The following is a 20400-nucleotide window of genomic DNA, read 5'->3' on the forward strand; positions in this document are numbered from 1 at the left end:
GCACTCAGCGGCTCGCGGGGCGGCGAGGGATTAGCCGAGCGCGACGGCACCCTGGCCGAACAGCGCCTCCAACGCATCGAGCGAGTCGATGACGTGCTGGGCGCCGGCGTCGCGCAGCACGTCGACCGCGGAGTAGCCGCCGCTGACGGCGACGGCGACATAACCGGCCTCGACGGCGCAGCGCATGTCATACGCGGTGTCCCCCACGTAGAACGCCTGGCGCTCGGCGCCGCGCCTCGCGCGCAGCGTGGCGAGCTTGTCCGTCACCGACGTGTCGACGCTGTCCCACACGGCGCTCAGGCCGTGGTGGGCGATGTCCGCGCCCACCGCCGCCTCCGACGCCGCCGAGATCACGCCGAGCCGCGCGCCGGCCTCCCCCAGGTCCGCGACGGACTCAAGGCCGGGACGCAGCGGTGCCGGGGCCGCGGCCATCGCGGTATTCCACTCGCCCTCCGCGACAAGCGGGTCGGCCACGCCCAGGCGGACGAACATGTCAGCCATCGGCAGGTGGAACTCGCGGGCGAACCCCGCGCGGTCCAGCTCCGGGAGGCCCCGGGCCACCAGGACGCCATTGAGCGCCAACCGCGCGCGCTCGGCGTCCAGCACCACCGTCCCGTTCCAGTCGAACAGCAGCACCGTGCCGCCGCTCACGCGGCGACCCCGATGCCGAGGTCCACCGTGCGCGCGTTGCCCAGGCGACCGCCGGAGGCGGTGTCGTAGACGTGCACCGCCTCCGGCCTCGCCGCGACCGTCACCCGCTGTCCGGGCGCAGGGGTCTCGGCCGGGCCGCAGCGGAACGCGACGGCGTCGCCGTGAGCAGTGGTCATCTGCACCACGCGGTCGCGGCCGGCGGGCTCGACGAGTCCCACCACTCCGGACAGAGACCAGTCGTCGGCGAGCGGCTCGCCCACGAGGGCGAGGTCCTCCGCACGGACGCCATAGGTGACGCCGGTGCGCGGCGCGAAGGCACCGAACGATGACTCGCCAGCGTCCGTCACCGGGAGCAGGTTCATGGGCGGGGTGCCGATGAACGAGGCCACGAACAGCGTCGCGGGGGTCTCGTACAGCTCGTCGGGGGTGCCCAGCTGCTCGATGCGGCCGTGGTTGATGACGGCGATCCTGTCCGCCATGGCCATCGCGTCAAGCTGGTCGTGGGTCACGTTGATGCCCGTCGCCCCCACCGAGCGCAGCAGCTGCGCGATCTCGAGGCGCAGCACCGCGTGGAGCTGGGCATCGAGGCCGGACAGCGGCTCGTCGAGCAGCACGATGGAGCTGCGCCGCGCGAGCGCCCTCGCCAGCGCGATGCGCTGGCGCTGGCCGCCGGACATCTGGCCGGGCTTGCGGCTCAGCAGGTGCTGCACCTGCATGCGCTCGGCGATGTCGCGCGCCCGCTCCTCGGCCTCCTTCTTTCCCAGGCCGATGCCGTGGCGCAGCCCGAGCGTGATGTTCTCGAGCGAGGACAGGTGGGGGTAGAGCGCGAAGTGCTGGAACACGATCGCGGAGTCGCGCAGGTGCGGGGGCACGCCCTTCTGGGAGACGCCGCCGAAGCGGACCTCGCCGGCGTCCTCCGTCTCGAGCCCAGCGATGATGCGCAGCAGGGTGGACTTGCCCGATCCCGAAGGGCCGAGCACCGCGAGGTTCTCGCCGTCGTGGATCTCGAGGTCGACGTTGTCGACCGCGACCACGTCGCCGAAGGTCTTGCGGATGCCGTGGAGCTCGACGCCCGCCATCACTCGCCCCCGACCAGCGCGTCGATCGACTCGACGGCGGTGGCGACCGACGTCGCGGCGTCCTGGCCCATCTGCAGCTCCTGGCCCATGGTGGTCAGCGCGGTGTTGACCTCGGCGGTCTTGGTGCCGTCGAAGCCTCCCCACGGGGTGAGCTCCTTGTCGTACGACCAGGCGTAGGCCACCTGGGGCGCGACGTCGTCACCGGCGAGCAGGGTCTCCGCGGCGGCGGAGTCCACGGGGATGTAGCTGAAGTCGGTGCCGGAGGCGGCCAGCACGGCGTCCTCGCTCAGCAGCTCGCCCACCAGCTCGTTCGCGTAGGCAGCGCGGCAGCTGTCGTCGCTCAGGACGATCCAGCCGTTACCGCCGGCAGGCATCGAGCCGCCCACGCCATCGGCCGTGGGGAGGTCGACGGCCGTCCACTCGAACGTGTCGCCCACGAGTCCCTGCAGGTTCGCGATGCCCGAGGTCGTGTAGACGAGGAACGCGGTCTGGCCACCCACGAAGGGCGCGATCGCGTCCTGCAGGTTCAGGACGCCGGTCTCGAGGCCGGCCGCCTGGAGGTCGGGCCAGATCGACAGGCCGGCGATGCCCGCCTCGTCGCCGAAGGCAGCGGTGCCGTCCTCGGCCACGAACGTGCCGCCGGCTCCCTGGACGAAAGCCTGGGCGTACCAGTCGGCGAGCCCCACGGAGGGGATCGAGACGGACGGGGCGCCGGTCGCGTCGGTCACCATCTGGGCGGCGGCGATGAGGTCGTCGTACGTGACGATGTCCTCCGCCTCGCCCGCACCGGCGGCGTCGAGGGCACTCTGGTTCACCAGCAATACCGGGGCCGAGATCTGGGCGGGGGCGAGGTAGGTCTCGCCGTCGATGGTTCCCGCAGACAGGAACTGGGTCTGATAGGTGTCCGCGAGCGCGTCGGCGTCGATGGGGGCGGCGCCGTACTGCTCGACCCAGAAGCCCACCTGACCCAGGCCGGACATGATGAGGTCGGGGCGCTTGCCGACAGCGATGTCGCCCACGATCGACTTAGTGATGTCGTCGTAGCCCTGCGAGGCGGAGGCGGTGGCCTCGATGGTGAGCCCGGGGTACTTCTCCTCGAGCGCGGCGACGGCGACCTGCATGGCGCCCTCGGCCTGTGCGCCGTAGGTGGCGGTGATGGTGGTGTCCTCGGGGACGCACGTGTCGACCGCGGCGGCCGAGGCGACCGACTCGGCCTCCGCCGCGGCGGAGGAGGTGTCGGTCTCGGTGGACGCGCCTGAGGAGCAGCCGGCGAGGGTGATGGCGCCGAGCGCGAGGGCGGACAGGGCGTAGGGAAGGCGGTTCATGATCTCTCCTGAGTGAAGGGGTGATGCGTGAAGGGGGGTGAAGCGGGTGATCAGCCGGCGACCTCAGTGCCGCTCATGCCCTGCACAAAGCGCTTCTGCGCGAACAGGAACAGGAGCACCACCGGGGCGGTGACGATGACGGCTCCCGCCGCGAGCGCGGCGTAGTCGAAGCCGGCATCGGCCGACTGGAAGACCGCGAGCGCGAGGGGCGGGGTGCGCAGCTCCGGGCTGCGGGCCACGAGCAGCGGCCACAGGTACTCGTTCCAGGTGGCGAACACCGTGAAAACGCTGAAAGCGGCGATGCCGGGAGCGCACAGCGGCGTGACGATGGTGACCAGCGTGCGGACGTGGCCGAGCCCGTCCGTGCGCGCGGCCTCCATGAGCGCCGTGGGGATGGACATCATCTGCTGGCGCAGCAGGAAGATGCCGAACGCGCTCGTGATGAACGGCAGGATGAGGCCCGCCATTGAGTCGCCCAGGCCCGCGAGGTTGATGCCGATGAACGTGGGCACCAGCGTCACCTGCGCGGGGATGAGGACCGAGGCGAGGATGACGCCCAGCACGATGGCCGTCCACCGCGAGTGCACCTTCGACAGCACGTAGGCGGCCGGCAGGCAGGTGAGCAGCTGGATGCCGAGGATGGCGCCGGTGACGATGGCGCCCACGAGCATCGCGTGGCCCAGCCCGCCGTCGGTCCACGCGCGCCCGTAGGCGTCGAGCGTGAAGCCGTCGGGAAGCAGGGACATGCCTGACAGGTAGACGTCCTCCTGGGGCGAGATGGACGTGCGCAGCATCCAATAGAACGGGAACAGCGCGATGACCATGGCGACGGCGATGGCCGCCCACATGACGGTCTTACCGAGGAACCTCATGAGCGTCCTCCAGCGAGGGTGCGGCGCTGCAGGATTCCCACGCCCATGAGCGCGAGGAGCAGCAGCAGGGACAGTGCGGAGGCCGCGCCGAGGTCGTAGTACGAGAACCCGAGTTTCCAGATCATCGTCAGCACCGTCTCGGAGGACCCCAGCGGGCCGCCCTGGGTCATGACGTTGATGGTGTCGAAGGCCTGCACCGAGGTGAGCACGGACAGCACCGTGGCGAACACGACGGTGGGCTTCATCATCGGCAGCGTGATCCGCCACAGCTTGGTGAGGCCGCGGATACCCTCGGCGCGGTTGGCCTCGTCGATGCTGGTGGGGATGGTCGACAGGCCGGCGAAGAAGATCATCATCGTGAGCGACGAGGACCTCCACACGCCCACCAGGGCGACGGTGAGCAGCGACGTGTCGGGGCTGCCGGTCCAGTTGACGGGGCCGATGCCCGCGAGCGCCAACATCTCGTTGATGAAGCCGCCGTTGGTGGCGAACATCCAGTTGAAGACCACGGCCATCGCGACGAGGTTCGCCGTCATGGGCAGGAAGAGCGCGGTGCGCACGAGCGGCTTGGCGCGGCCCGCCTTGTTGGCCAGGAGCGCGAGTCCTAGGCCGATGGCGAGGCTCGGCACGATGGTGAGCGCCGAGTAGACGAGGGTGTTGCCGATCGCCTGGACGATCGCCGGGTCGGTGACGACGCGCACGAAGTTGTCCAGGCCCACGAAGGTCCACGCGCCGCCTGCCAGCGGCACCTCGAAGAACGCTGCCACGAACGACAGCACGGCAGGCACCAGGACGAACACGATGATGCCGATCGCCGCGGGGGCGATGAGGAGCGCGGGGACGATGCGGTCGAACCTCTCGGCGGCGCTCACCTTGCGAGGCGCGGGGCCCTCGGCGGCCGCGGGGGCCGCCTCACGCTGCGCGGCCCGCGTGGGGGCGACGGCCGTCACGAGGCGGCCACCGCATCGGCCATCGCCGATGCCTCCGCGAGCAGCGCCGCCACGCTCAGGCCCACGATGGCGCCGTCGGTGCCGAGGCCGACGAGGACGTCACCGCAGCGCACGAGCGCCGCCGCGAGCGGGGTGTCGAGCTGGACGCGGCCCAGCTCGCGGCCCTCGAGCGAGATGACGCGCACGGTGCCGTCCAGGCAGGGAAGCACGAGCGTGCCGTCCACGAGCGTGGGGGGCGCCACCACGGGGTGCGGGTCCTTCGAGTACGAGGCCATGGGGAACGGCGCCTCGCCGTCGATGCCGAGCTCCCAGCGCAGCGCGCCGTCGGCCGGGTCGATCATCCTCAGCCCGCGACCGGTCTCGGTGATCACGTAGCCCGCGTCCGTCAGCAGCGGGGTCGCCGGGCTGAAGGTCGAGGCGTGGCGCGACGCCCAGCGGACAGTTCCCGTCGCCCGGTCGACGCAGATGGTGGAGGCGAACGAGGGCATGACGACCGCATCGGCCGACTCGTCGAAGGCCGCGGTGCCGATGATCATCAGCATCTTCGCCATGTCGAAGGTCTGGCCCTCGGCCGCCGGGTTCTCCCACACCGACTCGCCGGTGTGCCGGTTGAGGCCGATGGGGTAGCTGGGGGTGGGCCAGAAGCCCATCACCAGCAGGTCACCCACGATGAGCGGGGCGGCGTGGTTCACGAGGTTGTGGTGGGGCGAGAGGTCGTGGCGGCGCCACAGCACCTCGCCCGTCGAGGCGTCGATGGCGCGCAGGTCCGACTGGTCGCCCACGTAGATGACGCCGTCCGCGACCGCGGGGCCGTTCCAGGCGAAGCGACGCAGGGGGTCGGAGGATCCCACGGTCCAACGGATCTCGCCGCTCGCGCGGTCCAGCCCGTGGACGTCGCCGCTGACCTCGGTCACGACGACCACGTCGCCGGAGACCACGGGAGTGGTCTTGACCGCGGAGCGCACCGGGGTGGACCACAGCGTGGCGCCGCTCGCGCCGTCGAAGGCCTCGACCCAGCCCACCGGCTGGTCCTCGACCTGCGAGCCCGCGTAGACCACGCCATCGGCCACGGCGACCGCCTGACGGTGGCCGGCGCCCTTGGCGGCGGTGCGCCACGCGAGGGCGGCGGCCTCTCCCGTGCCGTGGCTCGTCGCGAACGTGGCGCGGGTGACGTCGTGCAGGGCCTCGGGGGCGTCGACCACACGCAGGGTCTCGGTGCGCATCGAGATGCGCGCCCCGTCCCACGTGACGCGGCGGAAGGCCGGCGGCGTGTAGTCGAGGCTCGCGAAGAAGGTGGTGGGGCTGTTGACGTGGAGCGTTCCCTCGACATCGACCACGCGCGAGGTGTGCCAGTGGCCGGAGAAGGCGGCGACGGGCTGCCACGGGGCGTGGTCGAGGAGCGAGCCATTCGGCTGGTCGTGGAACAGCAGGATCCACGGGCTGCCCGGGGTCAGGCGCGCGAGGTCGGCCTGCAGCCAGGCGTTTTGCACCTCGTGGTCGAGCCCTAGCTCGTGGCTGTGCCAGTCCATCGCCACCACGTGGGCGCCGGGGATGTCGAAGGAATACCAGCGCGGGCCCACCATGCGCTCGTACAGCGCGGGGTCGCCCTCGTTGGTGAAGTAGTTATTGCGGCTCACGAACATGCCGTGCTTGCCGTTCATGTGGTCGTGGTTGCCGGGGATCACGTGCACCGGCACGGGGCTCGGCGCGATCGCCCCCAGGTAGGCCTCGAACTCGGCCTCGAGCCCGTGGTCCACGAGGTCGCCCGTGATGAAGACGGCCTGCGCGTCGGGGGCGTGGGTGGCGATGTTCTCGAGGAAGCCCTGAATCTCCCACGGCATCGAGCCGTCCTTGTACATGCCGAACGTGCCCTCATCGTCGGGGTCGCGCGGCAGCGACATGTGGGTGTCGGTGAGGTGCACGAACTCGTACGGCAGGGTCGGGGCGTGGGCCTCGAGCGTGAAGCGCAGCTCCTCGTCGTCGGAGGCGGGAAGCCACCAGGAGTCGGTGGTCCACGCGTCGGTGCGGGTGAGTGTCACGAAGGGGGTGACGCGGTCGAGGGTGAAGCGGCCGTCGGCGTCGGTGCCGACGACGTCGCGGCCGTTGCTGACACTGATGCCGGCGAGCGGGGTGCCGTCGGCGGTGGTGACCAGTCCGTGCATCGTTGCCTCCTTGGGGGCTGTTTCTGGGCGCACTCGACCGCGCGACGGGGCGCGTCGCGTGCCGGGTGCCGGGGGTGTCGGTGGTTAGAGGCGGTGCTGGATCAGCACGTCCTCCGTGAGGTTCAGGGCGTCTCCCGCGCGCTCGCGGCGCACGGCGAGGGTGACGTGGAGGGCGTCGAGCACTGCCAGGTGCACGATGCGGCTGGCCATTGCCTCCACGCGGTAGGCGGTCTCGACCGAGCCGGCCACGACGGCGATGTCGACGAGGTCGGTCAGGGGCGAGGAACTGAAGCTGGTGACGGCCGCCGTGGCGGCGCCCGAGTCGCGCGCGGCGCCCGCGGCGGCGAGGGTCTCGACGGTCGAGCCGGTGTGGCTGATGGCGAGGAACAGGCTCCCCGGCCCCAGCATCCGGGCGGCGACGTGCTGGGTGTGGACGTCGGCGATGAAGGTCGCCTCGATGCCGAGCGTCATGAGCCTGTAGGCGGCGTCGGCGGCCAGCGGCGCCGAGGTGCCCACGGCACCGAACTGGACCCTGCGGGCGGCGAGGACCGCATCGGCCATCCGCTCCAGTTGGCGCGTGTCGAGGGCCGATGCCGTGGCATCGATCGCGGCCGACGTGGAGGCGAGCACCTTGGCGGCGACGCGGGCGGCGTCGTCGTCGGAGTCGACGGTGTCGAGGACCCGGCGAGCGCCGGCGAGCGACTGGCTGGCGAGCGTGATCTTGAGCTCCTGGTACCCACGCAGGCCCAGGCTCACGCACAGGCGCACCACGGTGGCCGTCGAGGTCTCCGCGAGCGCGGCGAGCTCGGACACCGAGTGGTGGATGACCCCGCGCGGGTCGGCAAGGACTGCCTCGCCCACGCGCCGCTCGGCCGGGGTGAGGCCCGGCAGGGCGGCACGCAGCCGCTCGAGCAGCGGCGTGGCGGCGGGGGCCGCGGCGATGTCTGTCACGCCTATGAAACTAGGGACGGTAGGTGAACGTCACAGGTAACCGGCGGTGAACGGCGTATGAACTTTTCTGACCGTCGTGCCTGGTGAAACTTCGTTACAGGGCGTCGCGCCGGGCGACCCCGCCGCGCAGGGGAAGGCGCTCCACCAGCTCGACGGCCGCATCGTGCCGGTTAAAGGTGATGACGTGGATGCCCGGCGCCCCGGCGTCAAGGAGGTCCCTGGCAAGGCGGGTGGCGTGCTCCACCCCGGTGGCGCGCGCCTCGTCATCCGTGGCGGCCGCATCGAGCGCGGCGACCAGCGCGTCCGGCGTGCGCACGTCGGTGATCTGCGAGGCGCGCCTGGCGCGCTGGGCCGAGACGAGCGGCATGACCTCGGGGATGATCGGCAGCGTCACCCCCTGCGCGCGCCCCTCCTCGACGAGCCCCGTGTAATGGGCGACGTCGTAGAAGACCTGGGTGATCGCGTAGTCCGCCCCCGCGGCCTGCTTGGCGCGCAGCACGTCGATCGCCGGCTGCCTGAAGCGCTCGACGGCGTGCTGGGCGGGAAACGCCGCGACGCCGATGCTGAGGTCGTGGACTCCATGCGCGGCCGCGGTCTCGCGCAGGAACACCACCAGGTCGGAGGCGTACATGAGGCCATCGGGGTGCGGTCGCCAACCCGCCTGACCCTGGGGAGGGTCCCCGCGCAGCGCGAGGAAGTCCGTGACACCGTCCTCGAGGTAGCCCTCGATCACCGCGCGGAGGTCGTCGCGCGACTGTTCCACGCACGTGAGGTGAGCCAGCGGCGGGACGCCGTGCTCCTGCGCCACCCGTTGCACCACCGAGCGCGAGGCGCCCTGGGTGGAGCCGGACGCGCCGTACGTGATCGAGATGAAGTCGGGGCGCGTGTCGACGATCGCGCGCATCGTGCGCCCCAACATCTCCTCGGCAGCCGGGCTGCGAGGAGGGAAGAGCTCGAAGCTAAGCGTCGGCTCTTGGCGACGGAGGCGGTCACGGATGGTCATGACGTTCGCCACGCTAGCCCCGTGCCGGGCGGGCGCGCCATACCAATGGTCCCTGGTGCGATTCCCTGGTGCGGCTCCGCGGCGCGACTCGTGGTGCGCCGACGAGCGTCGTCCCCAGCCCCTTGCTCTTGGTGCCCCGGTCCTCGGGACGGCCGATGCATCGGCCCGCCGTCGTACCCGGGCGGCACACTGGTGTCTATGATCACGGAACCGAACGACCTGGTGCGCTGCTTCGGCAACGGGGACGCCCTCTACGAGGCGTATCACGACGACGAGTGGGGCCTGCCGGTGCACGGCGAGGCGGCGCTGCTCGAGAGGATCACGCTGGAAGGAGCGCAGTCCGGGCTGTCCTGGGTGACGATTCTGCGCAAGCGCGAGGGCTATCGAGAGGCCTTCGCGGGTTTCGAGCCGGAGGCGGTCGCGGCCTTCGGCGAGGCCGACGTGGAACGGCTCATGGCGGACGCAGGGATCGTGCGCAACCGCCGCAAGATCGAGTCGGCCATCACCAACGCACGGGCGGTCGTGGCGCTTCACGACGCCGGCGACACGCTGGACGAGCTCTTCTGGTCGTTCGCGCCCGCCGCGCGCGAGGCGCCGCCCGCGACGTGGGCCGACGTTCCCGCCTCCACCCCCGAATCCGTGGCACTCGCGAAGGAACTGAAGCGACGAGGCTTCGTCTTCGTGGGTCCCACCACCATGTACGCGGCCATGCAGGCATGCGGCCTGGTGGACGACCACATCGCGGGGTGCGTCGCGCGCGCGGCGTGACCGATTCGTCCCGAATGTCAGACCCCTCTGATGTGATGTGAGCATGAGCTTCTCCACGGCGCAGTTCGACCGCGAGGCCGCCCGGCTTCGCGAGTTCGACGGCTGCGAGTTGAGGGAGCTCACGGCGGAACGTTTCGCGGAACTCCGTCACCTCATGGGGCAGGCGAAGCGGCTCTTCGACGTCGAGGTGGCACAGGTGGGGGCCGAGCTCTCGCGGCGGTCGGCGCCCGAGCTGGGCCAGCAGGGGCTCGCACGTCGGGAGGGGTTCACGTCGCCGGGGCGGCTGTTCGCCAACGACCTCGGGACCAGCCCCCAGGAGGCCAACCGCCTGGTCGGCGCGGGCGAGGTGCTCCGCAACGCGGACGAAGAGCGGCGGCGGAGTGAGGATGTCGGGGCAACCGGGGAAGTGCCGGCGGAGCAGTGCGACGATCACGCCGAGCGCGTCTACCCCGTGCTCGCCGCAGCGATCCTCGCGGGCCAGGTCGGGAGCGAGGCCGCCGCGATCGTGCGTCGCACCCTCGACGGACTGCCGTCTAGCGACCTCGTATTCGAGGCCCGCCTCGTCGACAAGGCGACCACGCTGATCCTTGGCGACCTGCGCCGGGCCGCCGACCGGCTCGCCGCCACGCGCGACCCCGGCGATCTTGCCGCCCGCGAGCGGCGCCAGGTCGACGCACGCTCGCTGTACTTCACCCAACAGGCCGACGGCATGACGGTGATGCACGCCAAGCTCGACCCGGCCTCGGCCGCCCCCATCAAGACATGGATCGACGCCCAGGTCCGGGCCGCGTACCGCAGCGCCAGGGACGGCCTTCCCGAGGAGCGGATGCCGGGCCAGATCCGCGTCGACGTGCTCGCGGGACTCGCGTGGCACGGGATGGACTGCGAACGCCCCACGTCTGGCGTCAAGACCCGGGTGGTGCTCCGCGTCGACAAGGGGGACCTCGAGCGCGGCATCGGCATCGCCGACTGCGACGCGCTCCCCCAACCGATCTCCATCGAGACCATGCGGCAGATGGCTGTCGACGCCGGCGTGGTGCCCGTCACCTACGGCGGCGACTCACTCCCCCTCGACGTGGGCCGCGAGCACCGCCTGTTCACGCCCGCCCAGCGGCTCGCGCTCGGCGAGAGGGACGGCGGCTGCGCGTGGTGCCATGCGCCCATCAGCCACTGCGAGGCGCACCACATCGCCTGGTGGAACCGGGATGCTGGTCCGACGGACATCGCGAATGGTGTGTTGCTCTGCACCGGCTGCCACCATCGCGTGCATCGCTACGGGTGGGACATCACGGTGAGGGACGGGCAGGTGTGGATCACGCCGCCCGCGAGCGTCGATGCGACACGGACGCCTCGCCTCGGCGGCAAGGCTCACCTCGAGATCGTCACCGCGGCCGACCCACCACCGCGAGAACTCGTCCCGTCCGCGTGAGCGCGGGCGGGACGGCGAGAGGTGGAGGAGTGTGACGGTTCGGGAATGCGGCTAGCAGTACGCGCGACGGTGCCGCGCAGTGGCGTCCTCGAGCAGCGCGTCAACGATGCGCTTGTCCGCCGGCAGCCACGCCACATCGCGCCAGCCACCCGGCTCAAGGATGCGCAAAAGGTCGTGATCCTCGAGCGGCCTCGGCTCGACCTTCGCACCATCGGCGCCCGGGCGCAGCGTCGCCCACCACACTCGCAGCACCAGCCGCTCCACGTCCGCGTCGCCGGGACGCAGCATCCACACGGGATCCGAGCCGCACATGGCCTCGACGCCCTCGGCCGTGTCGGGGCCAAGGATCTCGTCGCCCAGGTCCACCTCCACGCCAAGCTCCTCGCGCAGTTCGCGCCTCAGCGCCTGCTCTGCCGTCTCGCCGTGCTCCACCTTGCCCCCGGGAAACTCCCACAGGCCCGCGAGGGCGCTGGGCGCGGTGCGCCGGGCTGCCAGCAGGGTGCGGGGTGTCTCGAGGTCGTCGGTGATGGCCGCCGCGACCACGAGACGGGTGCGTACTCCCACCGTCTACTCGGTCTTCTCGCCGTAGGCGTCGGCGTCGAGAAGGTCCTCGTTGGACTCCGTGAGTTCGACCTTGAAGATCCAGCCGTCGCCATACGCGTCGCTGTTGACCAGGTCGGGCGCCGCCTCGAGCTGTCCGTTGACCTCGGTCACCGTGCCGGTCACGGGCGAGTACAACTCGCTCACCGCCTTGGTGGACTCGAGCTCGCCGCACACGTCGCCGGAACGCACCTCGTCGCCCACCGTGGGGGGCTCGACGTAGACCACGTCACCGAGGGCCTCGGCCGCGTACTCCGTGATGCCGACCGTCACGGTCGCGCCGGGCGACACGTCTCCGCGCACCCACTCGTGCTCCTCCGAATAGAGCAGCCCGTCAGGAATCTCCGCCATGATCCACCTCTCCCACGGCTGTCGCCGTCACTGTCGCACCGGTTGGAGCATCGGCCGGGGAAACTATCCCTGCCGCTTGTAGAACGGTAGCGCGACGACCGTCATCGGCTCGCGTCGACCACGGACATCGACGCCGAGATCCGTGCCAGGCTCCGCGAGCGCGGGTGGCACGTAGGCCATCGCCACCGGCCGACCGAGCGTCGGCGACGGCATCCCCGACGTGACGATGCCCACCTGGTTGCCGTCGGCATCGGTCACGGCGTAGCCGGTACGGGGCGAGCGGCGTCCCTCCCCCGCCAGGCCGACTAGCACCTTGGCGGGCTCCGCCTGCGCCGCGGCGGCAAGTGCCTCGCGCCCCACGAATTCTCCGCGCTCGACGGACACTGCCCGCGGGTCCACCTGATCGCTGATCCCGGCTCCGGCCTTGGCGGCTCCCGGGGAGGTCGACGACAGCACCGCGGCGGGGCCCTCAAACGCGACGACGCGCCCGAGTCCCGCCTCGAAGGGCGTGACGTCGGCGCTCAACTCCTGGCCGTACAGCGGCATGCCGGCCTCGAGGCGCAGCGAATCGCGGGCGGCGAGACCGCACGGGATGAGTCCCGCCGCGGCCCCGTGAGCGAGGGCGGAGCGCCAGACGTCGGCGGCGACATCGGCCCCCACGAAGAGTTCGAAGCCGTCCTCGCCCGTATAGCCGGTGCGGGCGACGAACGCGTGGTGGCCACCCTCAAGCAGGATGTTCGCCGCCGAGTAGTACTTCAGCGCAGCCGGCTCCGCCTCGCCGAGCGCGCACATGGACGCCACGATGTCCGCAGAAGCGGGGCCCTGGACAGCGACGAGCGCGAGCGTCTCGGTCTCGTCCGTCACGATCGCGTCGAAGCCGCCATCGGTGAAACGTGACTGCAGTGCGTCGAGGACGGCGACGCGGTTGGCGGCATTGGCGACCACCATGAAGTGATCCCAGTCGCGCCGGTAGACCACCAGGTCGTCGATGATCCCGCCGCGCTCGTCACAGATCATCGTGTACTTCGCGGCCCACAGGCGCATGCGGCTCATGTGACCCACGAGCGCAAAGTCGAGGGCCGCCGCGGCCTCGGGGCCGGTCACCATGAGCTCGCCCATGTGGGACAGGTCGAAGAGGCCGGCGCCGGTGCGCACAGCGGTGTGCTCGGCGACGTCGCCCGAGTACCGCACAGGCATGTCCCAGCCGGCGAACTCGGTCATGGTCGCGCCGAGCGCGGCGTGCTCCTCGTGAAGCGGCGTACGAAGGGCGGGGGCGTCGGGCGTGCTCACGCCCCCAAACTACGCGACCCGTGTTTCGGCCACGATTCTGGCGCGCGCGACGATCGCATCGAACAACCGCACCATGGCGTGGGGGATGTCTCCGAGGGGCGTGAAACACGACACCAGTGACACCCGGTCGCCATCGGGCCACAGCACCCAGTAGTCGGCCCGCACCGACCGCACCCGGCTCGTCGGGGCGCCCTCGACAGCTTCCGCCTCGTCGATCGTCACCACCCGCAGCGCCTCGCCATCACCTGCTGCCACGCGGACACACGCGGACTCCTTGCCCCCTGCGGCCGTCGCGACGAGGTCGCGCCGCATCGCCTCCAGGACACCCTCTCGCGCGGCCGATGCCGTGGCCGGGCCGGCAGGGGGCACCGGCATCGGATGAAACACCGTCACCATCGCGGGCAGTGCGACGCCGGGGCTCACCTCCTCGCAGACAAACACGGCGCTAGCGCGGTGACGTGCGGCCTCGCCGACCACCTCGGTCAGTCGAGTCCGCAGCTCGGCCCGCGCCGTCGCCTGGTCGTCCCGAACTCCCACCGTCGCGCGCACATATGCGTGCACTTGCCGGCGCAGCGCGACCGTATCGGACGACTCGAACCGATGCCAGCGACCCACCAGCGTGAGGGCGAGGTGCTCGGCCGGCGGCGTGGTCACGGGGTCGGTTCCCCCATGGCCGAGGCGGATTCGCGCAGCTGGCGATCCACCTCGGTAAAGGTGCGGTCGATCTCGACCACGGCATCGGACAGGCCCTGGAGCGCCTCGATCAGCTCCGTGCGCTTCGCATCCCAGCCGTCATAGAAGTCTCTGGTACGCGACGACAACCCGCCGTGGCCGACGAGGCCCGGGATGGCTCCCGAGTGCCGCGAGGCGTTCTCAAAGGTGTCCAGCGCGTCGTCGTAGCCCTGCTTGAGGCGCTCGAGGTACGCGTCCTCGATGACAAGGTCGCCGCTCACGAAGACGCCCCCGAGGCCGCTGGCGACTCGTACGCCGCGAGCTCCTCGCTCGTGAAGACAATCTCGTTTCCGGACATCCTCACGGGCTCGCCATCCACGGTGCCCATGAGAGGCACCGCCGCCTGAATGTCAGCGCCGCGCTGTTCGCCCACAAAGTAGAACGACATGCCCCCCGGCACCTGCTCGGGCCACTCGTCCTGCGCGATCGTGATGGTCGCATCGGCGACCTGCGCGAGCTCCTCGGGAGCGAGGTCGTCCTCGACGATGACCTGGGTGAAGAGGTGCCAGTTCCGCGGCGCGCCCGGCTGGGTGACGTCGGTCGACGCCTCAATCACGTGGTCGAGCTCGACGATCGCCTGGTCCCCCGCGGTGACGTCGGGCTCCGAGCCCGCACAGCCGCCGAGCAGCCCCGCCACCACTGAGGCCATCATGACTCCCTTCAGGGCGCGCGGCATCACGCCGTCGCTCCCGCATACTCGCCTTGCGTGGACGGTCCCGGTGCCAAGATCACGCTGCTGTCCTCCGGGGGTCGCCGGTATTCGTAGGTGTGGACATCCTCAACGATGCCCTCGCCGAAGTCGGCGAAGAATCGGTCGTCGCCGCGACGCAGCGTCGGCGAGATATTGCCCGCCATCAGGCCGTAGCCGTCAGACGAGTGGTCGACCGACCACTGGAAATGCTGCTCAAAGTCCGGATTCTGCGCGAGGGCATCGGCCGGCGTGAGGCGAAGCCCCTCGAGGCCGGAAACTCCGTCTACCTGGGTAAACGAGGTCACCTGGATGCCGCGCTCGGCAAACTCGTTGCGGAAGCAGTCCACCGGACTGCCCGCCGTCACGACCGAGATCTCGCGGCCCGCCAAGCGGTCGTCGATGGCTACCTCGCCGGCGGTCATCCCGCCTTGCGACCAGCCCGTCAGCATGATGGGCGCGTTCGAGTCGAAGACCCCTGCCCGCCGCATCGCGTCGAACGCCGCGCGCTCGATCTGGGTGTTGGCGCCGGGCACCAAGGCGTGCAGCACGTCGGCGCCCAGGTCGTTGATCGCACCGCTGTCGGTACCCCAGTCCTGAGTCGACGGAAGCTGTACCCGCCAGCCGATGATCTCGCCGGTGTCCTCGTCGCGCAGCGCGACCACGCGCACGGCGGCGGCGAGTTCCTCACGGTCGTGCCACACCACCGAGCCGTCCTCGCGATACTCGGCCCACTGGCCGGTGAGGCGGTCGACCTCGCCCAGCTCGGTGCCGATGAGGTCGCCGTAGCCGGTGACGGGGGCGCGATCGCCAGTCGCCTCGGGGTCCGCGCTGCGGGTCTGTGTCTGTGAATCGATCAGTTCGGGATCGCCTCGACCGTCGGCCTTCAGCGACGCGGACACCAGGAATCCCGCGATTCCCACAAAGAGCAGTCCCCCGAGGACGAGCGCAAGGCCGACGCCGACGCCGGGCAGGAGAAGCAGCAGCCCGACAATCACGAGGAACGCGAGGGCAAGGCCGGCAAACTGCAGCAGGAATTCGCCGATGCCCTTCAGTAGCTCAACAGTCCAGTTCCACGCCGCCGCGAGGCCCTCGCCGATCGACGAGAAGAAGTCTCCGACCCCGTCCCAGAAGCCGTCGTTGGTAGCGTCCATCGCGTCTCGGATCGCGTTGGCGGCGGCCTCCGCCGCGCGGTCCTGACGATCCTTCGCTGCCTGCCACGTGGCGGACAGGTCGGTCAGCGATTCCTCGGCCCTGGCAACCCTGCGCCGCGCCTCATAGTCCTCCTCGCGCAGGGCCTCGATCCGACCCGCGGGCGCTGCCTCGTTGATGGCGATGGTGAGCGCGTTGCTGGCATACCAGGCGGCATCGGCCGCGTCCCGTTGTTCGGTCACCGCCGCAGCACCGGCGTCGAGCACCGCATCGGCGGCCTCGTGCGCGGCGCGCATCTCGACGACATACGTGCGCAATGCGCTCGCTGTTCCCGCATAGCGGTCGCGCGCCGCATCGAGCGCGATTCCCGCGTCGAGCGATCGCGCGTACAACTCCGACGCGGCGTCACCCGTGAGGCTCGACTCCGTGGAGTAGAGCAACTCGATGGCCTCGTCGATCGCGGTCACGCTCGCCTCGAGATCGCCGACCTCGCCGTCGAGCGCGACGGGGTCGCCCTCGAGGTGTTCAAACGTTGCCATGGCACCCGTCCTGACGTGAAGGGGCGCCGCGGAGACCCGCGGCGCCCTGCTCCGCGTGGCTTAGCGACCGAGCGACTTCGCGAGCTCCTCGTCGGTGGACTGCAGCGCCTGCGACGCCTTCACCAGGAACTGCGCCATGCCGTCGATGCCCTGGATGGTCTGCGTCGCACCCGTGTTGAACTCCGTGTACGAGGCATCGAATGCGCCCGAGGCGGAGGACGTGGTGAAGCCGTCGGCCACGAGCTGGCCCACAAGCGACTTCAGGTTCTGGAGGTTCTGCTCGATCTCCGCCTGGCCGGCGCGAAGCTTGTCCGCCGCCGCCTGCATCTGCTCGTACGTCACATTGAGGTTCGCCACGATGGCACTCCTTGAGTTATGGGCACACGCCCCCCGATAGAACGCTTGTCACCCTAACCCGGCCCTGAGAGAGCAGCAATGGGGAGTTCTCCCCATAGCGCCTCACAGCATGTCTCCCTAGGCTGATCGCCTTCGGAGGCTGTGCGCGGCCATCGAGGGTTCCAGCGCGCGCGTTAGGATCGCATCTGCACGAATATGGGAGGTCATGCATGTCGGGGGGCACGCTCAAGGTCGACACAGCCATGGTGAGAACGATGGCTACGTATTTGACGACGGTCCATGCCGAGTTGGGGCGCGCGGACGCACGAAGCCACGCCGTCGCCGACGCCGTCGGCGACGCGCATCTGGCGGACACCTTGCGAAATTTCTCGGACGCGTGGGACAACCGCCGCGAAGAGATGGTGGGCCAGATCGGCACCTTTCGCGACGCAGCCAAGGCCGTTGCCGACGCGTTTGACCAGGCGGAGTCGGAACTCGCCGCCACCGCCGATCAGGCACGCTCATGACCGACCTTCCTCACGTCGCGGGCGACGTCCCCACCATTGAGCGCGCAGCCGGCAACTATTCCGACGTTGCGGCGGCCGTTCGCGACGCCGCGAGGGCCATGCGCTCCCTCAGTCACGGCACGCATGGATCACAGAGCGATGCCGTGACCGCCCTGGCGAGCCAAGCTGGCACCGTTGCCGATCGTCTGGACCGGCTCGAGGATCGCTATCGCGCCGCAGGGTCCGCACTCACCACCTACGCCCGCGAGCTCGATTCTCTGCAGGTCTCCGCCGACGAGTCCATCTCTCGCGCTGCGACGGCAGCCGAGGACCGCGACCGTGCGACCCGCCTCGCCGACTACTACCGCGCCGAGTATGACGGCGCGACCGACCCCGCCGCCGCGACCGAAGCACTCAGCAATCAACGCTATTGGGAGGGACAGCGGGACGAGGCTGCTGCTGCCGTCTCCCATGCCGCCGCTGCCGTCGATGACGCTCACCGAGCCCAGGCGGCCGCCGCCCGTCGCGCCGCCGATGCCATCGACACCGCAGTCGACGCCGACGGCCTCAACGACTCGTGGTGGGACAACGTCAAGGGTTGGGTCTCCGACAATGCCGGGCTCTTGCGGGCACTCAAGGACGCGCTATCGATGGTCACCACAGTCCTGACCTTCGTGAGCATGGTGATCCCCGTCGTGGCCCCCTTCGCCTTGGCAAGTGCGGCGTTGACCGTCGGCCTCTCGGGGCTCCTCGCCGCGAGTGGTGAAATCTCGTGGCTCGAGTTCGGGCTCGACGCGCTCCTCCTGGTGACGGCAGGCGTGGGAGCCGTGGCCGGCAAAGTCGTGTCGACATCCGTCAGCGGGTTGAAGAGCGCGCGCGTCGCGCGCCTGGCGGCCCAGGGTGGGGCCAAGAGCCCCCTCCGCCAGGTGACAGGGTCGTTCAACAGGCTCTCGATACCCACGCGCACCATGAGCCAGAAGTTCACGGCTGCGATTCCCCTCAAGGGAATCGCGGCGAAGTATCGAGGCATCGGAAACGCCCACGCGTGGCGCATCTTCACCATGTCGAAGGTCGGCGCCAGCGCCGCCGACGATGCCTTCATCAAGCCCGGAATGGCATGGATTCGCGCGGCCCGTGCGACCGCAGTGACGCAGACGGTGTTCCGCGTGAGTGACACTATCGGGGGTCATGCCCGTACCGTGGAGCAGGCGTTGACCCCCACGCCCCTCGACCCCGTCACCGCCGTCGCTCGCGGCATCGCGGACGGGCACGAGTACCTACATCGAGCAACGACGGCGACCCTTGGAGGACAGCGATGAGACTCGGCCCACCGCAGCGATCCCGGCTGCACGAGCCAGAGGAACGCTCTTACCTCCTTCTCTTCGTCGCCCTCTGCTGGCTCGTCGTTCTCGGCCTTGGCCCCATCGCGGCGGTGTGGATTGCCTCCATGTTCACCGGCGTCTACGAAGGCGAGGAAGGCTTCCCCGCCTTCACCACCCTGAGCCCCTCGCTCGCGGTGCCAGCAATCCTTATTGCGATCGTCATCGTTCGCACCTTCCCCGCACCGCTGAAGCACCCTCACGGCATGACCCGCGGAGAGATCACCTTCGTCGCGTTCGTCGGGCTAGGCATAGCGACCACGTCGTTCGCCTTCGACACGAAGTACCTCGGCACTGCTGGGGCCACATTCATGGGTCTCGTCTTGGCCGCCTACGCACTCCTGACCGCAGTGTCACTCCTCCGGTCGGTCGCGGGCTGGCTCCGCCTGGTGCCCGAGTCGTGGCGCGTCGAGCGTGCATCGCAGCGGAAGAGAGCAACCCGCAAGCCGTGAAAGCACCGGTCGAGGGTGACCTCGGATACACCCTGATTCTCCCCGCGGGCTGGGTGATGCTGCCCACGGGCGACGGCGCCGCGGCCGCGATCAAGAGCCTCGCCGCAACACTCAGTGCAGAGGCGCCCCGTGACGAGCGCCGGGCGCGAGCGGACAGGCTCACACGCGCACTGCAACCCCTCATCGACGACGCCAGAGCCGCCCACGCTCGCGACGTCGTCATCCCGATCTCCCAGCCATGGGTCGTCCCTGCGTCCGTCTCGATCACGATCGCCACCACTCCGCTCGCTCCCGGCCTCGACGCGGCGGATCTCGATACGGATGCGACCCGACGCGGCCAGACATCCACCATGCTCACGCCCGCCGGCACGGCACTGCGAGAAGTGGTCTCCCCGTCCTCCGAACCGGACGGTAGCGTGCGGCGCGTGGTGACCTACACGTGGGTCCCGCGCGACGGCCTCGGGGTCATCGCGACGCTCGTCATCGGCGCCACCGCCTTCGAAGGGGTACAGGACATCGTCTCCGCGCTCCAAGACTTGGGCGAGACCGTGATGGGCTCGATCGCATGGACCACGGCAACCGCCAGGCCTGAAGGAAGGGATGCCTCATGAGCGCTCCGGACGCCCCCGACATTCACATCGATGCCGACTTCGACGTGTGGCTTCCCATTCCCACCGAGTGGCCATGGCAGGACTATCCCGACGTCCACACCTGGGCCGACACCGTGGCACGAGCCTTCGGCGATGCGTACGACTGGTCGGAGCAGACGCGGCAGTGGTGCATCGATGCCGTCACGGCCCTGTCCGTTGACGCCCCCGATGACGAGACCCGGCTGGCCATCATCGACCCCGACGCCAACTGGGTCTTCTTCACGGCCGTCCTGTGGTCACCCACCGACGCGACGGCTTCTGTCGAGGAGCTTGCCGGCGCGGGCGATGACTCCTCCCTGCGCGGGGTTGAACTGGTGCCGTTCGTTTCGCCGACGCTCGGCGAGGGCATCCGTGGGACTCGCTACGTCGACGACGAGAGTTCGTCGCACGACGTCGTCGGCATGGTCCAGCACGCCTTCCGCGCCAAGGGCCTCGACATTGTCGTGATGTCCTCGGGCTACGACCTGCTCCTGCTTCAGGAACTGGTCCCCGCGCTCGACGACCTCGCGCGTTCGATTTCCGTCGGATAGGTTCC

23 protein-coding genes are annotated in these 20400 nt (G+C 70.2%); 7 read left to right on the plus strand and 16 right to left on the minus strand.

Going from position 1 to position 20400, the window contains the following annotated elements:
* Nucleotides 1–30: 30 nt before the first annotated feature.
* The 8 genes from B7K26_RS11890 to B7K26_RS11920 form a co-directional block, all read right to left on the minus strand.
* Nucleotides 31–651, minus strand: a complete 621-nt coding sequence (locus tag B7K26_RS11890) for an HAD family hydrolase (RefSeq protein WP_084079420.1) — start codon at nucleotides 649–651, stop codon at nucleotides 31–33.
* On the minus strand, nucleotides 648–1730 hold the full coding sequence (locus B7K26_RS11895; RefSeq protein ID WP_143340699.1) for an ABC transporter ATP-binding protein: 1083 nt from the start codon (nucleotides 1728–1730) through the stop codon (nucleotides 648–650). The genes B7K26_RS11890 and B7K26_RS11895 overlap by 4 nt, the downstream gene beginning before the upstream one ends.
* Entirely contained in the window at nucleotides 1730–3055 is a 1326-nt protein-coding gene (locus B7K26_RS12880) for a hypothetical protein (RefSeq protein WP_143340700.1), read from the minus strand. The genes B7K26_RS11895 and B7K26_RS12880 overlap by 1 nt, the downstream gene beginning before the upstream one ends.
* Before the next feature lie 50 nt (nucleotides 3056–3105).
* Entirely contained in the window at nucleotides 3106–3927 is an 822-nt protein-coding gene (locus B7K26_RS11900; RefSeq protein ID WP_234998804.1) for a carbohydrate ABC transporter permease, read from the minus strand.
* On the minus strand, nucleotides 3924–4877 hold the full coding sequence (locus B7K26_RS11905; RefSeq protein WP_084079421.1) for a carbohydrate ABC transporter permease: 954 nt from the start codon (nucleotides 4875–4877) through the stop codon (nucleotides 3924–3926). The genes B7K26_RS11900 and B7K26_RS11905 overlap by 4 nt, the downstream gene beginning before the upstream one ends.
* Entirely contained in the window at nucleotides 4874–7039 is a 2166-nt protein-coding gene (locus tag B7K26_RS11910; protein ID WP_084079422.1) for a PQQ-binding-like beta-propeller repeat protein, read from the minus strand. Before B7K26_RS11910 ends, B7K26_RS11905 begins: the two co-directional genes overlap by 4 nt.
* Before the next feature lie 84 nt (nucleotides 7040–7123).
* Nucleotides 7124–7990: a MurR/RpiR family transcriptional regulator gene (locus tag B7K26_RS11915; protein WP_234998805.1), complete on the minus strand. Its 867-nt coding sequence runs from the start codon at nucleotides 7988–7990 to the stop codon at nucleotides 7124–7126.
* A 94-nt stretch (nucleotides 7991–8084) separates the two neighbouring features.
* The gene (locus B7K26_RS11920; protein WP_143340701.1) at nucleotides 8085–8993 is read right to left on the minus strand and encodes a methylenetetrahydrofolate reductase; all 909 of its coding nucleotides are present in this window, start codon (nucleotides 8991–8993) and stop codon (nucleotides 8085–8087) included.
* Between the two features lie 198 nt (nucleotides 8994–9191).
* Here B7K26_RS11920 and B7K26_RS11925 point away from each other — a divergent pair, with 198 nt between their 5' ends.
* Nucleotides 9192–9761 carry a DNA-3-methyladenine glycosylase I gene (locus tag B7K26_RS11925; RefSeq protein ID WP_084079424.1) on the plus strand — a complete coding sequence of 190 codons (570 nt, stop codon included), beginning with the start codon at nucleotides 9192–9194 and terminating at the stop codon, nucleotides 9759–9761.
* Nucleotides 9762–9804: 43 nt separating this feature from the next.
* Nucleotides 9805–11190: an HNH endonuclease signature motif containing protein gene (locus tag B7K26_RS11930; protein WP_084079425.1), complete on the plus strand. Its 1386-nt coding sequence runs from the start codon at nucleotides 9805–9807 to the stop codon at nucleotides 11188–11190.
* A 51-nt stretch (nucleotides 11191–11241) separates the two neighbouring features.
* On the opposite strand, the gene B7K26_RS11935 is transcribed toward B7K26_RS11930, so the two are convergent.
* The 8 genes from B7K26_RS11935 to B7K26_RS11970 all read right to left on the minus strand — a co-directional run bounded on the left by B7K26_RS11935 (nucleotide 11242) and on the right by B7K26_RS11970 (nucleotide 16899).
* A complete protein-coding gene (locus B7K26_RS11935) occupies nucleotides 11242–11754 on the minus strand; it encodes a (deoxy)nucleoside triphosphate pyrophosphohydrolase (RefSeq protein WP_084079426.1) in 513 nt (170 codons plus the stop codon).
* A gap of 3 nt (nucleotides 11755–11757) precedes the next feature.
* On the minus strand, nucleotides 11758–12141 hold the full coding sequence (gene gcvH, locus B7K26_RS11940; RefSeq protein WP_084079427.1) for a glycine cleavage system protein GcvH: 384 nt from the start codon (nucleotides 12139–12141) through the stop codon (nucleotides 11758–11760).
* A gap of 63 nt (nucleotides 12142–12204) precedes the next feature.
* A complete protein-coding gene (gene gcvT / locus B7K26_RS11945) occupies nucleotides 12205–13431 on the minus strand; it encodes a glycine cleavage system aminomethyltransferase GcvT (RefSeq protein WP_084079428.1) in 1227 nt (408 codons plus the stop codon).
* 9 nt (nucleotides 13432–13440) lie between these two features.
* Nucleotides 13441–14085: a hypothetical protein gene (locus tag B7K26_RS11950; RefSeq protein ID WP_084079429.1), complete on the minus strand. Its 645-nt coding sequence runs from the start codon at nucleotides 14083–14085 to the stop codon at nucleotides 13441–13443.
* Nucleotides 14082–14384: a hypothetical protein gene (locus B7K26_RS11955; RefSeq protein ID WP_084079430.1), complete on the minus strand. Its 303-nt coding sequence runs from the start codon at nucleotides 14382–14384 to the stop codon at nucleotides 14082–14084. The genes B7K26_RS11950 and B7K26_RS11955 overlap by 4 nt, the downstream gene beginning before the upstream one ends.
* On the minus strand, nucleotides 14381–14812 hold the full coding sequence (locus tag B7K26_RS11960; protein WP_143340702.1) for a hypothetical protein: 432 nt from the start codon (nucleotides 14810–14812) through the stop codon (nucleotides 14381–14383). Before B7K26_RS11960 ends, B7K26_RS11955 begins: the two co-directional genes overlap by 4 nt.
* Before the next feature lie 26 nt (nucleotides 14813–14838).
* The gene (locus B7K26_RS11965; RefSeq protein WP_084079432.1) at nucleotides 14839–16542 is read right to left on the minus strand and encodes a hypothetical protein; all 1704 of its coding nucleotides are present in this window, start codon (nucleotides 16540–16542) and stop codon (nucleotides 14839–14841) included.
* A 60-nt stretch (nucleotides 16543–16602) separates the two neighbouring features.
* Complete coding sequence (locus B7K26_RS11970; RefSeq protein ID WP_084079433.1) at nucleotides 16603–16899, minus strand: WXG100 family type VII secretion target; 297 nt, start codon at nucleotides 16897–16899, stop codon at nucleotides 16603–16605.
* Between the two features lie 209 nt (nucleotides 16900–17108).
* Here B7K26_RS11970 and B7K26_RS11975 point away from each other — a divergent pair, with 209 nt between their 5' ends.
* The 5 genes from B7K26_RS11975 to B7K26_RS11995 are packed head-to-tail and all read left to right on the plus strand — an operon-like array spanning nucleotide 17109 to nucleotide 20395.
* On the plus strand, nucleotides 17109–17405 hold the full coding sequence (locus B7K26_RS11975) for a hypothetical protein (protein ID WP_084079434.1): 297 nt from the start codon (nucleotides 17109–17111) through the stop codon (nucleotides 17403–17405).
* Entirely contained in the window at nucleotides 17402–18703 is a 1302-nt protein-coding gene (locus B7K26_RS11980) for a hypothetical protein (RefSeq protein WP_084079435.1), read from the plus strand. The genes B7K26_RS11975 and B7K26_RS11980 overlap by 4 nt, the downstream gene beginning before the upstream one ends.
* Nucleotides 18700–19215 (plus strand): hypothetical protein, encoded by a 516-nt coding sequence (locus B7K26_RS11985; protein WP_084079436.1) that lies wholly within the window; start codon nucleotides 18700–18702, stop codon nucleotides 19213–19215. Before B7K26_RS11980 ends, B7K26_RS11985 begins: the two co-directional genes overlap by 4 nt.
* The gene (locus tag B7K26_RS11990) at nucleotides 19212–19826 is read left to right on the plus strand and encodes a hypothetical protein (RefSeq protein WP_084079437.1); all 615 of its coding nucleotides are present in this window, start codon (nucleotides 19212–19214) and stop codon (nucleotides 19824–19826) included. Before B7K26_RS11985 ends, B7K26_RS11990 begins: the two co-directional genes overlap by 4 nt.
* Entirely contained in the window at nucleotides 19823–20395 is a 573-nt protein-coding gene (locus B7K26_RS11995) for a hypothetical protein (RefSeq protein WP_084079438.1), read from the plus strand. The genes B7K26_RS11990 and B7K26_RS11995 overlap by 4 nt, the downstream gene beginning before the upstream one ends.
* Nucleotides 20396–20400: the final 5 nt, after the last annotated feature.

The sequence above is a fragment of the Demequina sp. NBRC 110057 genome, assembly GCF_002090175.1.
GTDB lineage: Bacteria > Actinomycetota > Actinomycetes > Actinomycetales > Demequinaceae > Demequina.